Below are 19002 nucleotides of genomic sequence, written 5' to 3'. Positions count from 1 at the left end.
CGCCGCACAAGAATCGTCCAGAACCGATACAAAAGGTGGTCAGGCCTCTAAAGAGGAGCTGATGCACCATGTCGGTCACCTTTCATGTTCTTGGGCCGTTGGAAGTCCGATCGTCGGGACGGTCCGTACGGATCTCCGGCAAGAAGCCGAGGATCCTGCTAGCCACGTTGTTGCTGGACAGCGGCCGTATCGTCGGCGCCGACCAGCTGGTCGAGGTGCTCTGGCACGATCGCCCGCCACGCTCCGCACAGGCGAACTTACGCACGTATGTCAGCTCCTTACGGACAGACCTCGGCGCCGAGTACCTGCGCGGCGACGGCTCCGGCTACGCCATCGACGTACCGGACGGCGCGCTGGACCTGCTGGCGTTCGAGGAGCTGGTCGCGCAGGCCCGTTTCGCCGACGCGCTCGCGCTCTGGCGCGGGGCGCCGCTGGCCGACCTGCCGGGCAGCCCGCTCTGGGACCGCCGCCTCGAACCGCTCAACGAGGTACGGTTACGCGCCGCCGAAGAGCTGATCGGCCAGCGGATCGAGAGCGGCGACCACGCCGGGGCGATCACCCAGCTGCGCGGGCTGCTGGTGGAGCACCCCTACCGGGAAGACCTGTGGAGCCGTCTCGTCCTGGCGTTGAACCGGGCCGGCCGCAAGGCCGAGGCGCTGCGGGCCTACGCCACGATCCGCGCCCAGCTGGTGGACGAGCTCGGCGTGGAACCGGGCGCCGACCTGCGTCGCGCCCACGAGTCGATCCTGGCCGACGAGGCCCCACCGGTCGCGCCCCGGCAGCTGCCGCCGGACCTGCCCGACTTCACCGGCCGGGCCGACCAGCTGGCCCTGCTGGCCAAGCCCTTCTCCATCGCGGTCGTCTCCGGTTCGCCGGGGGCCGGGAAGTCGGCGCTGGCCGTACACGCCGCCCACGGCCTGCGCGACGCCTTCCCCGGCGGGCAGCTCTATCTCGAACTCGACGGCAGGGAGCCGGCCGACCTGCTGGCCGAGGCGCTCCGGGCGCTCGGCGTGGAGACGCCGCCGCCGACGATCCACGAGCGCTCGGCGCTGTTCCGGTCGATGCTGTCCAAGCAGCCGATGCTCGTACTGCTCGACGACGCGCTCGACGCCGCCCAGGTACGGCCGCTGCTGCCCGGAAACGACTGCGCCGTCATCGTGACCAGCCGGCGCCGGATCACGGAGTTACCCGGCTCGATCCAGGTCGACCTCGGAGAGCTGTCCGCGCACGACGCGCTGACGCTGCTCGGCAGGATCATCGGCACGGATCGGGTGTCCCGCGAGCACGAGGCGGCCCTGGCGATCGTGGAGGCGTGCGGGCGCCTGCCGGTGGCCGTGCGCAGCGCCGGATCGCGCCTGGCGGGCCGGCCGGGCTGGTCGCTCTCGGTGCTCAGACAGCGGCTGGACGACGACCGGCTGAGCGAGCTGAAAGAGGTGCGGGTCTGCCTCGACCGCAGTTACCGCCACCTACCTGACGAAGCCGCCCGTACGCTGGGCACGCTCGGACTCCTGGGCGCCGTGGCCCAGCCCGGCTGGGTGATCGACGCCGCGCTCGACAGGCACCGCGCCGACGACGTCACCGACCTGCTGGTGGACGTCAACCTGCTGGAGCTGGTCGGCACCGACCCGGTGGGCCAGCCACGTTACCGGGTGCCCGATCTGATCCGCCGCCACGCGCTCGAACGCGGCTCCGACCGTACCGGCCTGACCAGGGTGCTCGCCGCCTGGACCGCGACCACCGAGCACGCCATGGCCCGGCTGCCCACCACCGTCTTCAGCCTCACCGCCGCCAGGGCGCCGCGCTGGCGGCTGCCCGAGCAGACGCTCGACCGGCTGACCTCCGACCCGCTGGGGTGGTTCGAGGCCGAGCACGAGACGCTGGTCGGGGCCGTGAGCGTCGCCGCGGAGGCCGGGCTGGCCGAGTCGGCCTGGGGGCTGGCCGCCGCGATGGTCCCCTACTTGGACCTGCACTGCCATCTCGACACGTGGGAGCGTACCCACACCGTCGCTCTCGATGCCGCCCGCGCGTCCGGCGACACCTACGGAGAGGCCGCCATGCTGCGCGGCCTGGCCCAGGTCTCCCTCTACCAGGACCGGTACGAGGAGGCCGTCGAGGACTTCACCCGATCCCGGCGGCTCTTCCACGACATCGGCGACCTGCGGGCGGAGGCGACCTCGATCTGCGGGCTCGGCGCGGTGAGCCAGTTCAGGGGCCGGCACGCCCAGTCGCTCGGGCACTTCAAGCGCGCCCTGGCCATGTTCCTGGCGGCGGACGACCCGCACGGCGAGGCGTTCGCCAGGCAGGCCATCGGCCGGGTCTGCCTCAAGTCGGGCGACCTGGCCCTGGCATCGGAATCGCTGGGCCAGGCCATGCGGCTGGCTCAGGAGCTCGGCGACGCCCACCGCGAGGGCTGCGTCTGCCTGCAGATGGGCAACCTGCACAAGGCCATGTCCTTCCACCGGCACGCGCTCGACATCTTCGAGTCGCTCGGAGACCGGCACTGCGGCGCGTACGCCCTCCAGAGCCTCGCCGGGCTGCAGGCGGCCCGTGGGGAGTGGGCACCGGCCTCCGCGGGGCTTGAGCGGTCACTGGAGATCTTCCAGGCACTCGGAGACCGGAGCGGGGAGGCGTCGAGCACGCAGATGCTGGGCGAGGTGCACCACTCGGCCGGGCGCACCGGGCTGGCACTCGACTATCTCAACCACGCCACCGTGCTGCGCCGCAGCCTGCCCGCCTAGTCCCGTGGGTCCAGGTCCGCGCGGATCATGCTGTACAGCACACCGTCGTGCCACTCGCCTGCGCGGAAGCCGACTCCGCGCAGGATGCCCTCCCTGGTGAATCCGACCTTCTCCAGGGCGCGCTGCTCGGCCAGGTTGCTCACCTCGGTCGACGCCTGGACCCGGTTGACCGTCGAATGGTCGAACAGGTAGCGCACCAGGAGTCGCTGCGCCCGGGTGCCGTGACCCATGCCGCGAAACTCGGGCGCCACGATGAGCCCCATCTCCCAGCAGTAGGAGATGCTGGAGGTCATCTGCTTGCTCCAGGACACCAAGCCCACGCGGTCGTCGCCCTCGGCGATCAGCAGCGTGCCGCCGTCGCCACTGAGCATCCCATTGTCCTCCCAACGCCTGCGGAGGCGGTGGGGATCCTGCCAGCCGTACCACTGATGGAGGCCCGTGCTCTCCGGATCGTGGTACAGCCGGTTGAGAAAGGGCAGATCGTCCTCGGTCACAGGATGAAGCTCACTCGTCATGGTCGAGACACTATGCGACGGACAAATCGCTTGAGGCGGGATCGCTGCGGCATTCCAGCCAGCGCCTCAAGAGACTCGGCCGCGCTCGGGCGCTTGGCGGGAGAGTGGTCCAGCATCCGGCGCACCACGTCGGGAACCTCGGGCCCCTGGGTGTCGGCGCTGGTCGGCAGCTCGCCGGTGAGCAACTGGTAGGCGATCACCCCGGCCGCGTAGACGTCGGAGGCGGCCGTCATCATCTCGGGCCGCTCGTGGCACTCGGGGGCCACGTAGTGGGCGTCGAGCACGTTGCCCAGCTCGTGGGCGACCGTGTAGTTGCGCGCTCCCGGCTTGGCGTAGTCGAACCCCGTCAGCACCGCGTGCCCGTCGGTCACCAGCACGCAGGCCGGGGTCAGCGCCCGATGGATGACGCCGTGGGCGTGGGCGTGGGCCAGGCCGCGCAGCATGTCCTGGATCACGCCGAGTCGTACGCCGGTGCCCAGACGCAGGTGCAGCGCCTCACCGTGCACGTCGTCGAGCACCAGCACGAACCGGCTCTCGTCGTCGATGGCGAAGAAGTCACGTGAGCGCACCACGCACGGATGCGGCGGGATGCGGGCCAGCGTCTGATAGGCGTTGGCGATCCGCTGCCGCTCGGCCGCCCGCGACTCCTGGTCGGCCAGCGGGTCGGCCTGGTAGACCCGGAGCAGCACGGTCTCGCTGCCCGGGAGTGTCGCGTTGAAGGCCCGGTATTCGGTCACCTTCGCGTCGCCGCCGAGCTGCTCCTCGACCTCCCAGTTGCCGAACCTGGGCGGCGCGGTGCTCCGGCGTACGGTCTGGTTGAGCGAGTCGAGAATCCCGGTGAGGTACGGCTTGATGCGGTGACTGCACCCGCGCCTGACCCGCGAGACGTCGCTCAGCGTGGCCAGCAGCCCGTCGAGGGTGGTGACGTTGACCGCGTCGCGCCCGGCCGGGTCGACGAGCTCGGCGTCGGGCGAGGTGAGGACCACGAGGCTGTCGACGTAGACGCGCTCCAGCCGCGTGTCCTTGGAGACCAGCAGCCCCTTCAGCGCCTTCGCGATGCCCCGCAGCTTCGTCACGGGAGAGCCGAACGCCTCCCTGCGCGGCGGGAACCAGCGCGTGCCCGACACCTCGATCCGGCCACGGGTGCCCTTGACGTCGACGACGACCAGCGAGTGGCCGGTCAGCACGAGCAGGTCCACCTCGAAGACGTCGTCGCCGCGCGGGAGCTCGACGTTGTGCAGCAACAGCCAGTCGGCGGGTGCGTGGTCGCGCAGGAATGAGATCACCCGACGCTCGGCGTCGTTGACCGGACGTCCCCCTCCGACGATCTCTGCCATGGGCTAATCCTCCCACGTTCACCCTGCCCGGCGCCGACCTGTGGGACCTGGGCGGCGACCTTGAGCCGTTCGCCCGCAAGGTCCGCAAGTTCCTCCCTGGTGCGACTGAGCCGACCGCCGTTTCTGGGATGGTTCAGCGGGCCGTCGCCAGGATGACGCCGGAGCCGTGCGCCAGCTCGACCGCGACCAGCCGATCGTGGTTCAGCAAGGTCTGTCGCACACCCTCCTGCCTGCGGACGAACTCCTCCTCCCAGGTCACCCCGGGGTAGGGCACCATGTCGTCCACCAGCAGCACGCCACGGGGGTTGAGCGCGGCGATCGTCCGTTCGAGCCCCACCTGCTTGCCCGCACCCGCGTCGGCGAAGATCAGGTCGAAGGTGCCCAGCCCGGCCAGCGACTCGAGCGCGTCGCCGACGCGCGGGTCGACGAACTCCGGCCAGCCCTGGGCCGCGAGTCCGGCCCGTTCGGGGTCGCTCTCGATCGTCGTCACCGTGACGTCGGTCCGCGGCCGCAGCCCGCTGACCAGCCACCCGACCCCCGCCCCCAGGCCGGTGCCGATCTCCAGAATCCGGCCACCCTCCGGCACCTGGGCGGCCAGTACGGCGAGCAGCCGCCCGACGTCCGGGTCACAGGAGTAGTCGAACCCGGCCGCTTTCGCCCGCTCATGGGCCGCCCGCACGAGTTCCGGCAGATCATCATTCATGGCCATTTCCTATCGCACCCGCTACCGCAGCTTTGGGGCGGACTTATCGGACCCGTCCCGCCGCTGTGGGCGCGGACTTATCGGACGTGTCCCGCCGCTGTGGGCGCGGACTTATCGCACCCGTCCCCGTGGCTTGAGCACAGACAGCGTGGTGGCGGTCAGCAACATGGCCAGCTGGCCGCCCAGTACCGCGACCTGTCCCCACTGACGGCCCTCGGCAGGCCGCGTCGCGCCCTCGGTCGCGGCGGCCATCCCCTCGGGGTCGAACAGGAACATCCCCAGGCAGATGACCGACACCAGCAGCACCAGCTTGGCCAGCACCCAGTAGTGGCGGGCCAGCCCCCAGTGACTGGTCAGGCCGAGCGTGATCCCGGTGGCCAGCGCGGTGAGGCTGAGCGGGATGCCGCCCGCGAACACCAGGCTCGGCATCAGCCGGTAGGCCGCGTGGGCGAGCCCGAGATCGTCCGTCACCGTCGCCACGGTGTTCAGCACGACGAGCCCCCACACCTCGCCGAGCAACGCGACCGACGCGATGACGTGAACGACGAGCACGCCCTTGCGTACGCGCGGCCGTATGACCCGATTTGTTATCTCGACCACCGCTCGACCTCCGGATTCGCGGACTCCGGCCCATCTTGATCGGTGGATTCGTCCCGGACGTCCCCCAACGGGCGGCGGTCGCGCTACATCGTTCGGTGTAGTGGGGCCAAGCCCGGGGTGATCCTTGCTAAACCGGCCCGCGCGATAAGCCAATCATTCTCGATGCGCGGATAAATGAAACTCGTTTAGCCGTGTACGAGGCAAGCGCATATGCAGTTCGCCGGCCGGTGTGCTCGGAAAGTCGAATGCCAAGAAAACGAGGCGCCTCCTTGACCGCGAGCAGGCGTTTTTGGGTTGCGACATCGATCGGCTGCCGCGATTGTTATTGGCGGCACCTTCACAGCCCTGCACAAAACGACTAAGGCGCCGGGAATTCCGCGCCCATCAAACGGAGGAAACAAACATGATCCGTCGCATTCTCGCTGGTGCAGCCATCGCGGGCGCCGCTCTCGGCTTCTGCGTCTCCGCGGCTTCGGCCGACGTCGGCCCGAACCCCTACATCGGCGCCCCGTCCTTGCTGAGCCAGCTCAGCACCCTGGACAACCTCACCGGGGTGAGCGACGCGGCCAAGTACACGAACGTTCCGACGACCGCGAACCTGCAGGACGTCAACCTTCACCTGCTGAACAACAACCGCTGACACCATCGCGGCATAGGCGGGAAGGTCCGCTCCCGGCTCCACGGGCACATGCCGCCCCGCATGCCGTAGGGCCCCACGGGCACATGCCGTAGGGCTGCCGGTCGCACCTTCCGCCGGATCGACGCTTGGGCGATCCGCCTGAACCATCTCCGTGGATACTCGCGAGGCCACGGACTCCGCTCGGATGCGCACCGAGACGGAACGCCGAGCGGCCCGGGTCACGATCGCGATCACGACCCGGGCCGCGAGGTGCTCCCCTTCCGCCGGCTGCTGGAATGCCCGCGCCTGGCCGAATGCCTGCCCCTGCCGGAATGCCCGCCCTTGGCGGAGTGCCCGTGCCTGGCGGAGCCGCCGTGTCTGCCAGAGTGCCCGCGCCTGCCGGAGTGCCCGCCCTTGGCGGAGCCGCCGTGTCTGCCGGAATGCCCGCGCCTAGCGGAAGGCGCGCCCTTGGAAGGCCCGCTGGTGGATCGCGCGCTGCCGGACGGCGGACTGCTGCGACGCGCGCTGCTGGGACGTCCACTGCTGGGAAGTGCGCTGCCAGGACGTGCGCTCTCGGGACGGACGGTCTCGGGGTAGACGGTCTCGGGATGGACGGTTCCGGGACGGATCACCCCCATGAAATGCGGCTTGTTCAGCGGGTCGAGGCGGACGACCTCCCCGGTGAACGGAGCGTCGACGATCCGCGTGCCGTCCACGGCCAGCCCCACGTGCTCTGGTCCCTGGCGTCGCGGTTTGCTGTCGTAGAAGACGAGGTCCCCTGGCGCGACCTGCTCCTTGGGCACCCTGGCCCCTGACCGCCACTGCTCGTGCGTCGTCGTGCCGATCGACACGCCCGCGCTCGCCCAGGCGTACTCCGTGAGCCCCGAGCAGTCGAAGCCCTTGGTCTTCTTGCCGTGTCCGATGCCGTAGCCGGGGCCCTGGGGCCCGCCGCCGCCCCACGAATAGGGGACGCCGAGCATCCCCAGCGCGGCCCGCACGGCGACGCCTCCAGCCGCCGCACCGCCAGCTGCCACGCCGCCAGTTGCCGCGCGTCCGGCCGCTGCGCCTCCAGCTGCCGCGCGGTCGGTCCCTGCCGCCTGCGGGCAACGCCCGGTGCCCTTTTCGCACGCCTGCCGGACGCCGGCCGTCGCGGTGCCGGAGTCCGGCGCCACGAGCGAGCCGCACGCCAGGACCGTCAGCAGCAGGGCCCGTTTCACGTTCACTCCAGGGAGCGTTCCTCATCCCCTTGGGGGATAAAACGCCCTTTAGCCAGGCGGGGCCCACATATGGCTATAAGCTGAAGTTTGTCCACACGGCGATATGTCGATAAATCACGACTGGTCGGACATTTGGCGCGAATGGTGATCAAGTGCTAAAGAATTTGAATAGAGAGCTCGCTTCAGGGCTAGTCGCAGGTGGGTGGAAATTAGTCGGTGGGTTATTTGTTCGGCGCGTTGATAATGCCGTTCTCTCGACAATTCTTCGACCGCCTGAACGGGTTGATCAATTTACCCAATGGGCGGTCCGATGCCGTGGTGATTGTGTCGCCGAGCGCTTCTAGATCGGCCGCGACCGACTGCGTGACCTTCCGCTCGGGGATCCAGCGGGTCGCGCAGTCGCTGGTGCGAGTCCCGGACGGCGGAAGATCCTGCTGCCGGATTGTTCATGACTTAGCTGTAATACGACCATATTTTCGTGCATATCAGGTGGTGAAACATACTTCGTGTAATGTGAGACCGGGTTCGTGTCGAGGACAACCCCCATGCGTGAGGTCTGATTGGGGGGTGCGATGACTGTGAACGGCGAGGCGGCCGAAACGTCGGAGCGCCTGCTGTACGAGGACGACCAGCTGCGCATCTCCCAGCGGGCCAGGTGCGAGGTTCCGGCGCTGGCGCTGCGCGGCGAGATCGACATCACCAACAGCTGCGCTCTCGCCCGGACCCTGGCCGCCGCCCGCGAGGGTGAGACGCACATCATCGTCGACACCGGCGAGCTCACGTTCATCGATCTGTCAGGCCTGCGCGTGCTGGCCATGCCGATGCTCGACCCTGCCGAGCGCTGGATACACCTGCGTAACCTCACGCCGTTCCAGCGACATCTCCTGAACCTGCTGGGATGGCACTGACACCCGCACGGCACACACGAAACACGCCGCCCACACGGCCCAAGCCGGGTCAGACGATCATCGCCGCCGAGGTGCCCAGGCCCGTCGGCCCGCCCAGCCGCCACTCGGGCGGCCGGTGGTGGCGCCGTAGCGACGCCTCGTCATAGCGATGGCAGTCGCGATGCCACCTGAGGATGCCCGCCATCCAGTCGCGCAGCTCCGCCACGTAGCCGTCGACGGCCGCGCGGGCCTCCCCGTTCAGCCGGAGGTCGTCGTACATGACCGGGAACTCGTACGCGAAGACATGCTCGAACTCCTTCATCCGGGACGTCATCAGATCGGCGACGATGCCGAGCGCCACCGGGTAGTCACAGTCGAAGAAGTTCTGGACGACCAGCACGCCGTTGTGCAGCTCACCCTCGAACTCGATCTCCTTCTGGTACGAGAAGACGTCGTTGAGCAGGGTGGCGTAGTCAGAAGCCGCGTTGTTCAGCGAGATCATCGACCCGGTCCGATGGACCTCCTCCGGGATCGCCTCCTCGCGGGTCAGGCGGCACAGGCTCATGGTCAGGTCGGAGCCGAAGGTCAGCCGCCGCATCTCGATGTAGTCGACGGGGTCGGGCACCCGGTTCAGCAGCTGGTTGTCCAGCTCCCAGAGCCACGACGCGCACATGTCCTCGATGGCCGCGCGGAACCTGCGCCGTGCGGTCATGCTCATCAGCCCAGCCGTACGGGTCCAGAGGTCGGACAGCCCCCGCTCCAGAGCGGTCATCGGCGCCGGGGGAGCCGAGCCGTCGAGCGGCATGAAGGCGCCGAACCGGTCGACGGTGGCGCGGGCGGCGGCCAGGTTGCGGGATCGGCCGAAGACGACGGGGAAGTAGTCGTCACCGTACGTCCCCCACGCCAGCCAGGCCGAGGCCAGGTCCAGCTCCTCCAGGGTCCCGTCGGGATGGAGCCCGGAGGCGCACAGCGCCAAGTCGTAGTCGACGAGCTTCTGCTCGTCCCAGACGGCCGAGCCGGTGACGCCCGGCTGCGCTTCGAGTATCCCCATCGCGCGCGCCCAGGCGACCAGGTTCAGGCGGGCGGTCTCCAGGTGGGGCGACCCGCTGACCTCGAACGGCATGTAGAAGTCGGGGATCCGCGACGGGCCGACGGGCGTGTGCGGGACGTGGGTGAAGCTGCGGATCCGCTTCGCGCCGAGCAGGTCGACGATCGAGGTCGTGCCCAGCGTTCTGCGGGTCGCGCGCTCGTTCATGTAGCGGCTGGAGGACATGTGCCATTCGTGGCCGCCCGACTGCCAGTCCTGCAGCCCCTTGACGTAGGCCAGCACGCCCGCGCAGGAGAGCGGGTCGAGGCCCTGCTCCACGAAGAGCGGGCCCAACTCGGTGAACACGGTGTGCTCGAACTGCTGCAGCCGCGAGGTGAGCAGGTCGTTGACCGCGTCGGCGGCCTCCTGCGTGGTGCAGCCGAGGAACTTCTCCAGCACGAGGACGCCGTTGCTCAGCTCGCCCTCGTCCTGGGTCTCCCGCTGGTAGGAGAACAGGTCGTTCCGCAGGTGCACCGCGTCGGCGAAGGCGTCGCGCAGCACCCGCATCGGCCGGGAGCCGGCGACGCGCGCCGGGACCTCGGCCCCCACGGCGTGCTCGACCAGCCCGGCCGACCATGGCGCCCCGCCGACCTTGCGCCGCATCTCGATGTACTCGATCGGATTGGGCACCCGGCCCGCGTTGATGTTGGACAGCTCCCAGAGCGACTCGTTCAGCAGGTTGCGGGTGCTCTCGGCGAAGCGCTCCCGCCAGGCGAGCGACCTGGCGGGGACCGTACGGGCCCACAGGTCGGCCAGCCCCGCCTCGACCGGATTGGTCGGCTCCGGCGTCGCGCACGACAGGTCCATCGGCATGAAGGCGGGCAGCCGGTCCAGGTAGCGCTTGCCGCCCTCACGGTCGTGGCCGCGCTTGAAGGCCTCCAGGAAGTGGTCGTCGAAGAAGAAGACCCAGACGTACCAGTCGGTGATCAGCGAGAGCTCGGCGCCGTCGCAGTCGGGGTGGGTGTAGCCGCACAGCAGGGCGTAGTCGTGGGCGTCGAGGTCGGCCTGCTCCCAGATGCCCGAGCCTTCCAGCATGCCCATGCCGCGCGCCCACTGCCTGGACTGCGCGCGCGCCTCCTCGACGTGCGGGTTGAGGCGGGCCGGATACGGAAGGTAGAAGTCCGGCAGCTCGAATGGCTGGGCCGACTCCCCATCCACGGAACGCGTCATCAGCCCATCACCTCGACGTTCTCGAGCATGCCCAGCGCGTCGGGTAGCAGGACCGCGGCCGAGTAATAGGCACTGACCAGGTACGACATGATCCCCTTCCCGTCGACGCCGGCCAGGCGGACGCTGAGCCCCGGCTGGTACTCATCCGGAATGCCGGTCTGATGCAGGCCGACGACGCCCGAGTCCTCCTCGCCGGTCCTGAACGCGAAGATCGAGGTGGTGCCCTCCGGGCTGATCGGGATCTTGTCGCAGGGCAGGATCGGCACCCCGCGCCAGGCCGTCAGCCTGCTGCCGTCGAGCTGGACGGTGTCGGGGTAGACCCCGCGCGCGTTGCACTGCCGGCCGAAGGCGGCGATGGCGCGGGGATGGGCCAGGTAATAACGGGTCTTCTTCCTGCGGCTGAGCAGTTCGTCGAGATCGTCGGGCGTAGGCGGGCCGCCGTACGTGGAGATCCGCTGCCGGGCATCGACGTTGTGCAGCAGCCCGAAGTCCCGGTTGGTGACCAGCTCGTACTCCTGGCGTTCGCGTAGTGCCTCGATGCTCAGCCGGAGTTGCTGATCGAGCTGGTTCATCGGCTGGTTGTACAGGTCGGAGACCCTGCTGTGCACCCGTAGGACGGTTTGGGCGAGGCTCAGTTCGTACTCGCGGGGGCTGAGTTCGTAGTCGACGAACGTGCCGGGCAGTGCGGGCTCGCCGGTGTGTCCGGCGGCCAGCTCGATCGCCGCCTCGCCGTGCTTGTTCTGCGGCCGGGCCCGCCGGTCCCGATGCGCCTCGATCTGCGCCCGCAGCGTCGGCGAGACCGCCGTCAGCGCGCGGAACACCGCCCAGGGCAGGAGCAGCACCGTGCAGGTGGTGGCGGCCCTGAGCGTGTACGGCCACCGGTCCTCCCGCTCGGGGAGGTCGTGGCCCGTGTGATCGCCGTCCGCCAGCGTCTCCCGCAGGACGCTGGTGCCGTACGGGCCGGTCTGCAGCTTGTCGGCCTTGCCGTGCGCGAGGAGCAGGAGAGCGTCGGCCGGGCGGCCCTCCTGCACGATCGTCTCGCCCCGCGCGTATTCCCGCTGCTCGAACTCCCCGGCCAGGGTGTCGAGCAGCGGGTCGCCGTCGAACCCGTGCAGCAGCGGCAGCTCGGTCAGGCTGGGCGGGATCACCCGCGTCGCAGCGCCCGCGCGGGCGAAGCTGACCCGGCCGCCGCCGACCTGATAGGTGAGCCGGCGGTTCACCCGGTAGGTGCCGGCTGCGGTTTGTACCCACGGAAGCGCCCGCAGCAGCCAGCGTGAAGAGATCTCCCGCATCTGCGGGGCAGTCTTGGTCGTGGTGGCGAGCCGGCGTGCCGCCTCCGTGCCCAGGCTCTGCCTTGAGTCCCGCTGGTCCAATTCCGTCAACCGAAACACCGCCAATCATTGGGCCGGGTGAACCGATCCGCGCTCAGCTGCCGAGTGCGACGTCTTCGAGAATGCCGAGTGCGTCAGGAACGAGTACGGCCGCGGAGAAGTAGGCAGTGACCAGGTAGGAGATGACGGCTTTCTCATTGATGTTCATGAAACGCACCGACAAGCTGGGCTGGTATTCGTCGGGGATGCCGGTCTGGTGCAGGCCGACAACGCCCTGGTTCTCGTGTCCGGTGCGCATGAGCAGGATGGAGGTCGTCCGGGTGCCGGTGATCGGGATCTTGTTGCACGGGAAGATCGGCACCCCGCGCCAGGCCGGGATGCGGTGCCCGTTGACCTCGCTGGCCTGCGGGTAGATGCCGCGCTTGCTGCACTCCCTGCCGATGGCCGCGATGGCCTGCGGGTGCGCGAGGAAGAAGGCGGGCTCCTTCCAGACCGTGGACAGCAGGTCGTCGAGGTCGTCGGGCGTGGGAGCGCCGCCGCGGGTGCGGATGCGCTGGCTGAGATCGGCGTTGTGCAGCAGCCCGAACTCGCGGCTGTTGATCAGCTCGTGTTCCTGGCGTTCGCGTAGTGCCTCGACGGTCAGCCGGAGCTGCTGGTCGAGCTGGTTCATCGGCTGGTTGTACAGGTCGGAGACCCTGCTGTGCACCCGTAGGACGGTCTGGGCGACGCTCAGTTCGTACTCGCGGGGACTGAGTTCGTAGTCGACGAACGTGCCGGGCAGTGCGGGCTCGCCGGTGTGTCCGGCGGCCAGCTCGATCGCCGCCTCGCCATAGGCGTTCTGTGAGCGTCCTTCGGCGTCCCGGGTGTTGCGCAGGTGGGCGCGGAGCGCGGGGGACCGGTCGAGGACCGCCTGCAGGTTCTGCCGCGAGAGCGTGAGCACGGTACAGGCGGTCTTGGCCGTCGCCGAGAACCCCCACTGGCCCGGCTCGCCCAGCAACTCCTCGCCGAAGTGGTCGCCGTCGGCCAGCACGCCGAGATTCTGCTCATCGTCGTACGCGCCGCGGCCGGTCTTGGCCACCCGGCCATGGGCGATCAGGACCAGCTGGTCGAGGGGAGCGCCCTCACGGACGATCTCCTCGCCCGACTCGTACTCGCGCTGGCTGAACCCGTCGGCGAGCGACTGCAGGACCTCGCCGTCGCTGAAGCCGCGCAGCTGATGCAGCTCGGTGAGCTCCGCCGGGATGACGCGCACGTCCGCGCCACTGGTGGTGAACGTGATGCGACCGTCGCCCAGGGTGTAGGTCAGCCGGCGGTTGACCCGGAAGACGCCACCGGAGGTCTGCACCCACGGCAACAGCTTGAGCAGCCAGCGGGAGGTGATCTCCTGCATCTGCGGGGCGGTCTTCGTGGTCGTCGCCAGGTTCTTGGCGGCATCGGTGCTGAGGCTGAGCTGCTGGCCGTTGGCCTCGGTCGACTCGGTCGTTTCGGTCATCGTGCACCACCAATCTTTAGAGGGTTTGCTAGCCGGGGTTTTGAGTGGCTCGGAGTTCGGGCGGGAGGGAGAACTTGAGGGTCTCTTCGGCGAGCGTCACCGGCTCCACGTCGGCGTAGCCGCGGGCGGCGAGCCAGGCCAGCAACTGGCCGACCAGCTCTTCTGGGACCGAGGCGCCCGAGGTCACGCCGACGGTCCGTACGCCGTCGAGCCAGCGCTCGTCGGCGTCGCCGGCCCGGTCGACCAGGTGGGCCGCCCGCGCGCCGGCGTTCACGGCCACCTCGACGAGGCGCCGCGAGTTGGATGAGTTGGCGGAGCCGACGACGATGACCAGGTCGCACTGGGCGGCGATCCTGGTGATCGCCTCCTGGCGGTTCTGGCTGGCGTAGCAGATGTCGTCGCTCGGCGGGTCGATGAGCTGGGGGAAGCGCTCGCGCAGCCGGGCGACGGCGTCCATGGTCTCCTCGACCGCCAGCGTGGTCTGCGACAGCCAGCTCATCCTGGCCGAGCCGGCGCCTGTCAGCTCGTCGGGCCGGGCCGGATCGACCACGTGGATGCGGTCGGGCGCCTCGCCGACGGTGCCCTCCACCTCCTCGTGCACCGCGTGGCCGATGAGCACGATCTCGTAGCCCGACTCGGCCAGGCGTACGGCCTCTCTGTGCACCTTGGTGACCAGCGGGCAGGTCGCGTCGATCGTGCGCAGACCTCGACCGGCCGCCTCGTGCTTGATCGCGGGCGAGACGCCGTGCGCCGAGAAGACGACCAGGGCGCCCTCAGGGACCTCGTCGAGCTCGTCGACGAAGATCGCGCCCCGGCCGCTGAGGTCGTCGACCACGTAGGTGTTGTGCACGATCTGTTTGCGCACGTAGACGGGCGGTCCGTAGCGTCTGAGGGTCTCCTCGACGGTGTCGATGGCACGTTCCACACCCGCGCAATAGCCGCGCGGGGCCGCCAGAAGTACTCGTCCCATGATGTTCGCTCCTACCGGTCCCGGTGCGCGAGCTGGCCGGCCAGCACGGTCAGCGCGTCGCGCGCCTCGGAAGTGATGGGCGCCGCCTCCAGCGCCTTGGCGGCCTCGTGTACCCGCTGGTCGATCATGTCCTCGACCTCGGCCAGCGCGCCGGTGTCGAGCAGGATCCCGCGCAGCTCCGCCGCCCGCTCCTCCGTCAGCTCCTGGTTGCCGTGCCAGCTGCGCAGGTAGGACAGCTGCGCGGGCGTCGCCCGTCTCAGGGCATGCGCGATCAGGACGGTGTTCTTGCCCTCACGCATGTCGTCGAGTGCCGACTTGCCGGTGTCGGCCGAGGAGCCGAACGTGCCGAGCACGTCGTCGCGCAACTGGAACGCCTCGCCGATCGGCACGCCGAAGCGCGAGTAGGAGTCGAGCAGGTCGGGTTCCGCGCCGGCCAGGGCGCCGCCGATCTGCAGGGGGCGCTCGACGGTGTACTTGGCGGTCTTGTAGCGGATCACCGTCAGCGCCGCCGACACCGTGGCCCCCGCTCGGAGCTGGCCGAGGATGTCGAGATATTGGCCGCTGATGACCTCGGTGCGCATGGCGTCGAACACGTGGTGGGCGCCGTGCAGCCGGGCCGGTTCCACGCCGCACGACGACAGCAGCGCGTCCGACCAGGCCAGGCTGAGCGCGCCGAGCAGGATCCCGCCCGCCTGGCCGAACGCCTCGGCGCCCGGCCCCTCGTGCAGGTCGGCCAGGCTGCGGTGGATCGTCGAGCGGCCCCGCCGCATGTCGCTGCCGTCCATGATGTCGTCGTGGATGAGCAGCCCGGCGTGGCAGAGCTCAAGCGCCGCCGCCGCACTGATGATCTCGTCGCAGTCGTCGCCTCCGGCTCCCCGCCAGCCCCAGTAGCACAGCTGCGGGCGGATCCGCTTGCCGCCGCTGAGGATGAAGCTCGTCAGCAGCTCGTACGCCGCCGCCACGTCCGGATCGGACACTGGCGCGCGCCAGTCGTCCAGGAATCCATTGAGGCGCTTGTCGATGCGAGGTCCCACGGGGTCTTGCCATCCGCCGACCGCCATGCTGCAGGGCTCCTTCTGTAAAGCGTCCGCCACCAATAGTTACTCATCCAATACGGAGAGTGTAAAGTGCCTTTTTGCTGGCTCTTGGAGCGACGGGAGGTGCCCGATCCGCCCGCCTCGTCGGGCGTGTTGACCGACCCCGGAAACCGCGTTCGCGGCACGGAGGGGGAGCTCGCCACGGGATAACCGGGGTTGTTTCCTGGACGAATGCCGGTTGACGGTGTAATGCGCGGAGTGGCGGGCAGGGCGAAGGGTTGTCATTCGACGTGGTCCTCCGCCCGGCGGAGATGAGGAGCTTGTCATGCGCACCCTGCTGGCCCAGTCCTTCACCATCGATGAAGTGACCGGGCTACGCCAGTCCGTGGCGGAGCGGGCGGCGGACTGCGGGCTGAGCGGCGCGCGGCTGGAGGACTACATCCTCGCCGTGCACGAGAGCATCATCAACGCCGTGGAGCACGGCGGCGGGCGCGGGCACTTCACGCTGTGGACGGGCGACCGGATGCTCCGCTCGGAGACCCTCGACGAGGGCTCGGGCATCCCCGACGAGTACGTCGACGAGCGCCGGCGGCCGCCCGACATCGCGCCCACCGGCCGGGGCATCTATCTCATCCGCACCCTGTGCGACGGCGCCAGCTTTCACACCGGCCCCAAGGGCACCACGGTCCGGCTCACGATGTGGCTGCCGCGCCTGGCCCACATAGCGCTGCAGCGCGCGCCGATCAGGCGGATCAGAGTGGCGGCAGGGAGCGAGAAGAAGCAGCACCACGGTTTTCGGGCGTAACTATTTATCCGATATCAACCAAAATTCAACCATCTCACTGCATGGTCATCCTCTGTGACTACGCAACAGCTCTCTCAGGAGCCAACTGATATCCCCCCTCGCCCTCCGGCGGAGGAGGAGGCGTCCGGCAGTGTCGTGGGGATGCTGGAGCTCATCGGCTCCGTGGTGGTCCCGGTGGGCGTCGGGCTGTACGCGATGCTGTACCTGGGCATTCAGCAGATGTACTGGGTCTTCGACATCAATCCCGAACAAGCGGGGATCGACCAGTCCGTCCTGCTAGGGCGGCTCATGGGCACGCTGATCATGCTCCTGCTCCTCCTGCTGCCCGTTATCGGAGTCCTGGTGGCGGTGGGGTGGCTGCTCGACAAGGTGACGGGCGGCGCGGTGAACCGGCTCGTCCAGGCCGTCAGGCGGCGGCCATGGATCGCGGCGGTCATCGCCGCCGCCTGGTGCGGGGTGACCTATCTCAGCACCATCTACCTGTTCACCATGGAGATCTCGCCGCTGCACGTGCTGGGCGCCCTGGTGCTCGGGGTCCTGGCGTTCGTGGTGCCGTTCCGGCTGCTGCGCCGCAAGCCGGTCGGCCGGGCCGGAATGAAGGTGCTCGTGGGCGCCCTCACCGGCATCGGGCTGGGTATGGTCCTGCTCGTCGGGCTGCTCATGGGCGCGGCGGACGTACGGACGACCGGGCAGGCCAACGATCTGCTGGGCCTGGTGGGGTTCCAGGACCAGTGGGTGGTGGTGAAGGACGGTGACGACAAGCCGTTGTACGACGGGCGCGACCTCATGCTGCTCGGCGAGAGCGACGGCACGTACGTCTTCTACGACTGCGACTACATGACCACCTTCCGTCGACCGGCCGAGTCGACGAACCTGGGGGACATCCGCCTCGATCCCGAGCGGGAGCCGGGCTACACCTGCGGGAGCCTGGTCAAGGACGAGGAGGCGACCAAGCCCAAGAAGAGCTGACCCATCATGCCGCCCCGGAGCCGCCGTTGCCCGTGAGGGGACGACGGTGGGGAGGCTCCGGCGGGGACAGCGCGGCGGTGAGAGCGTCCTGGAGGGTGCTGTGGACCGGCAGGTGCTCGCCTATCCGGGTGACCTCGACGATCCGGGCCGGCATGGGCTGCAGTGCCGCCAGGCGGACGCTGCCACCGTGCTGCCGGGAGAAGGTATAGGTGCTGAGCAGCAGCCGGAGCCCGGCGCTGTCCATGAAGTGCACTTCCGCGAGGTCGAACACGAGGTGATCGCCGGGCCGCTGGCGGCACTCCCGGATGAAGGCGTCGAGCCTGCCCTCGTTCGTGGCGTCCAGCTCGCCGCCGACGGCGATCACCGTCGCGCCGGGCAGGTGCTGGCAGGCGTAGGTCAGCCAGGACATGGGGTGGTCCATTGGCCATGCATGGCAGCGGCCAGACCCGGCTGCATAGGGGGATAGCTCGCCATGCCTGCACGATAGTCGTTTCGTGGCGGGATATCGCCTTACTGGCGACTGAATACCTCCCTTTCTCCGAACAGTAATTCGCCCGCTCTTTAGCTATTTATCCGTCCAAAGCAGTACCCAAGGTGGACCCAAACCTCGCGTAGAAGGTGTGGTTTTGCGAGGTTTGGGGGTATTCGTTCACTTTGAGCCCGGTCGGTGCGCCCGCCGGGCAGACGGACGAGACTCGGGGGGATCGCCGTGGCCATGCAAACAGAGATCCGCAGCCTGCTCGGCAGCCGTGTCATCGGTGCGGACGGCGAGGAGATCGGAAAGGTGGGGCAGGTCTATCTCAGCGACAGCACGGGGGAGCCCGAGTGGGTGACCGTACGCACAGGGCTTTTCGGGATGAGGCAGACATTCGTCCCGTTGATGAACGCCCGCCGGTCGGGAGAGGAGATCCGCGTTCCCTTCGACAAGGACACCATCAAGGACGCGCCCAACATCGACATCGACGGCCGCCTCTCGCTGGAGGAAGAGGCCAGGCTCTACCGGCACTACGGCATCCGGCCCACGGGCGTGCCGTCGCAGCGGACGGCCGAGCCGGGCACGGGGTTCGGCGGCCACGAGACGCGTGACGAGGGCGAGGAGACGGCCCAGGTACACATCTACAAGTACGTGGAGGTCGAGGTCGCCGAGGAGCCCGTGCCGCTCGAAGGGGACCAGACGGCGACGAGCCCTGTCGACTACCTGCGCAGCCGCCGCGGGAAGAAGCGGCCGGAGGTGGCCGGCCAGTACCGCGGTGAGCGGTTCGAGGCGGAGCGGGAGCCGGATCGCATGCCGCTCGACAGCGGCGACTACGCGAACGAGCAGGACGACGACGTTCCGCCCCCCTGACGGTGGCGCGGGCGAACGCGCACCAAGACGACAGCCGCAGGGTGAGCGGGTGGTTGAGCGGGTGGTTGAGCGAAGGCCCAGGCCGAAGAATCGGCCTGGGCCTTCGTCATGGCCGCCGGGCGACGGACGGGCAGGCGTTCGTCAGGGGACCGGCGGACGAGCGGCCGTCAAGAGACGGAC

17 protein-coding genes are annotated in these 19002 nt (G+C 69.1%); 6 read left to right on the top strand and 11 right to left on the bottom strand.

Annotated features, from left to right (window positions below):
• Positions 1-98 precede the first annotated feature (98 nt).
• Entirely contained in the window at positions 99-2738 is a 2640-nt protein-coding gene (locus AB0B64_RS09940) for a BTAD domain-containing putative transcriptional regulator (protein ID WP_358176153.1), read from the top strand.
• Here AB0B64_RS09940 and AB0B64_RS09935 read toward each other — a convergent pair.
• The 4 genes from AB0B64_RS09935 to AB0B64_RS09920 all read right to left on the bottom strand — a co-directional run bounded on the left by AB0B64_RS09935 (position 2735) and on the right by AB0B64_RS09920 (position 5893).
• Positions 2735-3253 (bottom strand): GNAT family protein, encoded by a 519-nt coding sequence (locus AB0B64_RS09935; protein ID WP_357938878.1) that lies wholly within the window; start codon positions 3251-3253, stop codon positions 2735-2737. The two genes, AB0B64_RS09940 and AB0B64_RS09935, sit on opposite strands and share 4 nt — an antisense overlap.
• Entirely contained in the window at positions 3250-4590 is a 1341-nt protein-coding gene (locus tag AB0B64_RS09930) for an NERD domain-containing protein kinase family protein (RefSeq protein WP_358176150.1), read from the bottom strand. Before AB0B64_RS09930 ends, AB0B64_RS09935 begins: the two co-directional genes overlap by 4 nt.
• A 133-nt stretch (positions 4591-4723) precedes the next feature.
• Positions 4724-5293 (bottom strand): class I SAM-dependent methyltransferase, encoded by a 570-nt coding sequence (locus AB0B64_RS09925; protein WP_357938882.1) that lies wholly within the window; start codon positions 5291-5293, stop codon positions 4724-4726.
• A gap of 111 nt (positions 5294-5404) precedes the next feature.
• Complete coding sequence (locus AB0B64_RS09920; protein ID WP_358176147.1) at positions 5405-5893, bottom strand: hypothetical protein; 489 nt, start codon at positions 5891-5893, stop codon at positions 5405-5407.
• Between the two features lie 403 nt (positions 5894-6296).
• Between AB0B64_RS09920 and AB0B64_RS09915 the strand changes: the two genes are divergently transcribed.
• The gene (locus tag AB0B64_RS09915) at positions 6297-6533 is read left to right on the top strand and encodes a hypothetical protein (RefSeq protein WP_358176144.1); all 237 of its coding nucleotides are present in this window, start codon (positions 6297-6299) and stop codon (positions 6531-6533) included.
• Between the two features lie 230 nt (positions 6534-6763).
• On the opposite strand, the gene AB0B64_RS09910 is transcribed toward AB0B64_RS09915, so the two are convergent.
• Positions 6764-7729, bottom strand: coding sequence for an NlpC/P60 family protein (locus AB0B64_RS09910; RefSeq protein WP_358176141.1), 966 nt, complete (start codon positions 7727-7729; stop codon positions 6764-6766).
• Positions 7730-8301: 572 nt separating this feature from the next.
• Here AB0B64_RS09910 and AB0B64_RS09905 point away from each other — a divergent pair.
• The gene (locus tag AB0B64_RS09905) at positions 8302-8637 is read left to right on the top strand and encodes an STAS domain-containing protein (RefSeq protein WP_357938890.1); all 336 of its coding nucleotides are present in this window, start codon (positions 8302-8304) and stop codon (positions 8635-8637) included.
• A 49-nt stretch (positions 8638-8686) separates the two neighbouring features.
• Here the strand turns inward: AB0B64_RS09905 and AB0B64_RS09900 are convergent, their stop codons facing one another.
• From AB0B64_RS09900 to AB0B64_RS09880, 5 genes are read right to left on the bottom strand one after another with little or no spacing between them, the layout of a single operon-like run.
• A complete protein-coding gene (locus tag AB0B64_RS09900) occupies positions 8687-10873 on the bottom strand; it encodes a terpene synthase family protein (protein ID WP_358176138.1) in 2187 nt (728 codons plus the stop codon).
• Positions 10873-12255, bottom strand: a complete 1383-nt coding sequence (locus AB0B64_RS09895; protein WP_357938894.1) for a family 2B encapsulin nanocompartment shell protein — start codon at positions 12253-12255, stop codon at positions 10873-10875. The genes AB0B64_RS09900 and AB0B64_RS09895 overlap by 1 nt, the downstream gene beginning before the upstream one ends.
• Positions 12256-12298: 43 nt before the next feature.
• Positions 12299-13696, bottom strand: a complete 1398-nt coding sequence (locus tag AB0B64_RS09890; RefSeq protein ID WP_357938896.1) for a family 2B encapsulin nanocompartment shell protein — start codon at positions 13694-13696, stop codon at positions 12299-12301.
• A 28-nt stretch (positions 13697-13724) separates the two neighbouring features.
• Positions 13725-14666 carry a 4-hydroxy-3-methylbut-2-enyl diphosphate reductase gene (locus tag AB0B64_RS09885; RefSeq protein ID WP_357938898.1) on the bottom strand — a complete coding sequence of 314 codons (942 nt, stop codon included), beginning with the start codon at positions 14664-14666 and terminating at the stop codon, positions 13725-13727.
• 11 nt (positions 14667-14677) lie between these two features.
• A complete protein-coding gene (locus tag AB0B64_RS09880) occupies positions 14678-15727 on the bottom strand; it encodes a polyprenyl synthetase family protein (RefSeq protein WP_357938900.1) in 1050 nt (349 codons plus the stop codon).
• Between the two features lie 301 nt (positions 15728-16028).
• Here AB0B64_RS09880 and AB0B64_RS09875 point away from each other — a divergent pair, with 301 nt between their 5' ends.
• Positions 16029-16508 (top strand): ATP-binding protein, encoded by a 480-nt coding sequence (locus AB0B64_RS09875; RefSeq protein ID WP_358176135.1) that lies wholly within the window; start codon positions 16029-16031, stop codon positions 16506-16508.
• Between the two features lie 141 nt (positions 16509-16649).
• Positions 16650-17477 (top strand): hypothetical protein, encoded by an 828-nt coding sequence (locus AB0B64_RS09870; RefSeq protein WP_357938904.1) that lies wholly within the window; start codon positions 16650-16652, stop codon positions 17475-17477.
• 4 nt (positions 17478-17481) lie between these two features.
• Here the strand turns inward: AB0B64_RS09870 and AB0B64_RS09865 are convergent, their stop codons facing one another.
• Positions 17482-17886, bottom strand: a complete 405-nt coding sequence (locus AB0B64_RS09865; protein ID WP_357938906.1) for an STAS domain-containing protein — start codon at positions 17884-17886, stop codon at positions 17482-17484.
• A 306-nt stretch (positions 17887-18192) separates the two neighbouring features.
• On the opposite strand from AB0B64_RS09865, the gene AB0B64_RS09860 reads away from it, so the two are divergent.
• Positions 18193-18822, top strand: a complete 630-nt coding sequence (locus AB0B64_RS09860; RefSeq protein WP_357939749.1) for a PRC-barrel domain-containing protein — start codon at positions 18193-18195, stop codon at positions 18820-18822.
• Positions 18823-19002 lie beyond the last annotated feature (180 nt).

The organism is Nonomuraea sp. NPDC049129 (assembly GCF_040648495.1).
GTDB lineage: Bacteria > Actinomycetota > Actinomycetes > Streptosporangiales > Streptosporangiaceae > Nonomuraea.
This window is presented reverse-complemented; position numbering and strand designations above follow the sequence as displayed.

What these genes read in the sequence shown, in the direction of transcription:
- AB0B64_RS09925 (WP_357938882.1), bottom strand. Translation starts at nt 5,293, where the DNA reads ATGAATGATGATCTGCCGGAACTCGTGCGGGCGGCCCATGAGCGGGCG.
- AB0B64_RS09860 (WP_357939749.1), top strand. Translation starts at nt 18,193, where the DNA reads ATGCAAACAGAGATCCGCAGCCTGCTCGGCAGCCGTGTCATCGGTGCG.
- AB0B64_RS09935 (WP_357938878.1), bottom strand. Translation starts at nt 3,253, where the DNA reads ATGACGAGTGAGCTTCATCCTGTGACCGAGGACGATCTGCCCTTTCTC.
- AB0B64_RS09885 (WP_357938898.1), bottom strand. Translation starts at nt 14,666, where the DNA reads ATGGGACGAGTACTTCTGGCGGCCCCGCGCGGCTATTGCGCGGGTGTG.
- AB0B64_RS09865 (WP_357938906.1), bottom strand. Translation starts at nt 17,886, where the DNA reads ATGTCCTGGCTGACCTACGCCTGCCAGCACCTGCCCGGCGCGACGGTG.
- AB0B64_RS09915 (WP_358176144.1), top strand. Translation starts at nt 6,297, where the DNA reads ATGATCCGTCGCATTCTCGCTGGTGCAGCCATCGCGGGCGCCGCTCTC.
- AB0B64_RS09930 (WP_358176150.1), bottom strand. Translation starts at nt 4,590, where the DNA reads ATGGCAGAGATCGTCGGAGGGGGACGTCCGGTCAACGACGCCGAGCGT.
- AB0B64_RS09900 (WP_358176138.1), bottom strand. Translation starts at nt 10,873, where the DNA reads ATGACGCGTTCCGTGGATGGGGAGTCGGCCCAGCCATTCGAGCTGCCG.
- AB0B64_RS09880 (WP_357938900.1), bottom strand. Translation starts at nt 15,727, where the DNA reads ATGGCGGTCGGCGGATGGCAAGACCCCGTGGGACCTCGCATCGACAAG.
- AB0B64_RS09875 (WP_358176135.1), top strand. Translation starts at nt 16,029, where the DNA reads ATGCGCACCCTGCTGGCCCAGTCCTTCACCATCGATGAAGTGACCGGG.
- AB0B64_RS09905 (WP_357938890.1), top strand. Translation starts at nt 8,302, where the DNA reads ATGACTGTGAACGGCGAGGCGGCCGAAACGTCGGAGCGCCTGCTGTAC.
- AB0B64_RS09890 (WP_357938896.1), bottom strand. Translation starts at nt 13,696, where the DNA reads ATGACCGAAACGACCGAGTCGACCGAGGCCAACGGCCAGCAGCTCAGC.
- AB0B64_RS09870 (WP_357938904.1), top strand. Translation starts at nt 16,650, where the DNA reads ATGCTGGAGCTCATCGGCTCCGTGGTGGTCCCGGTGGGCGTCGGGCTG.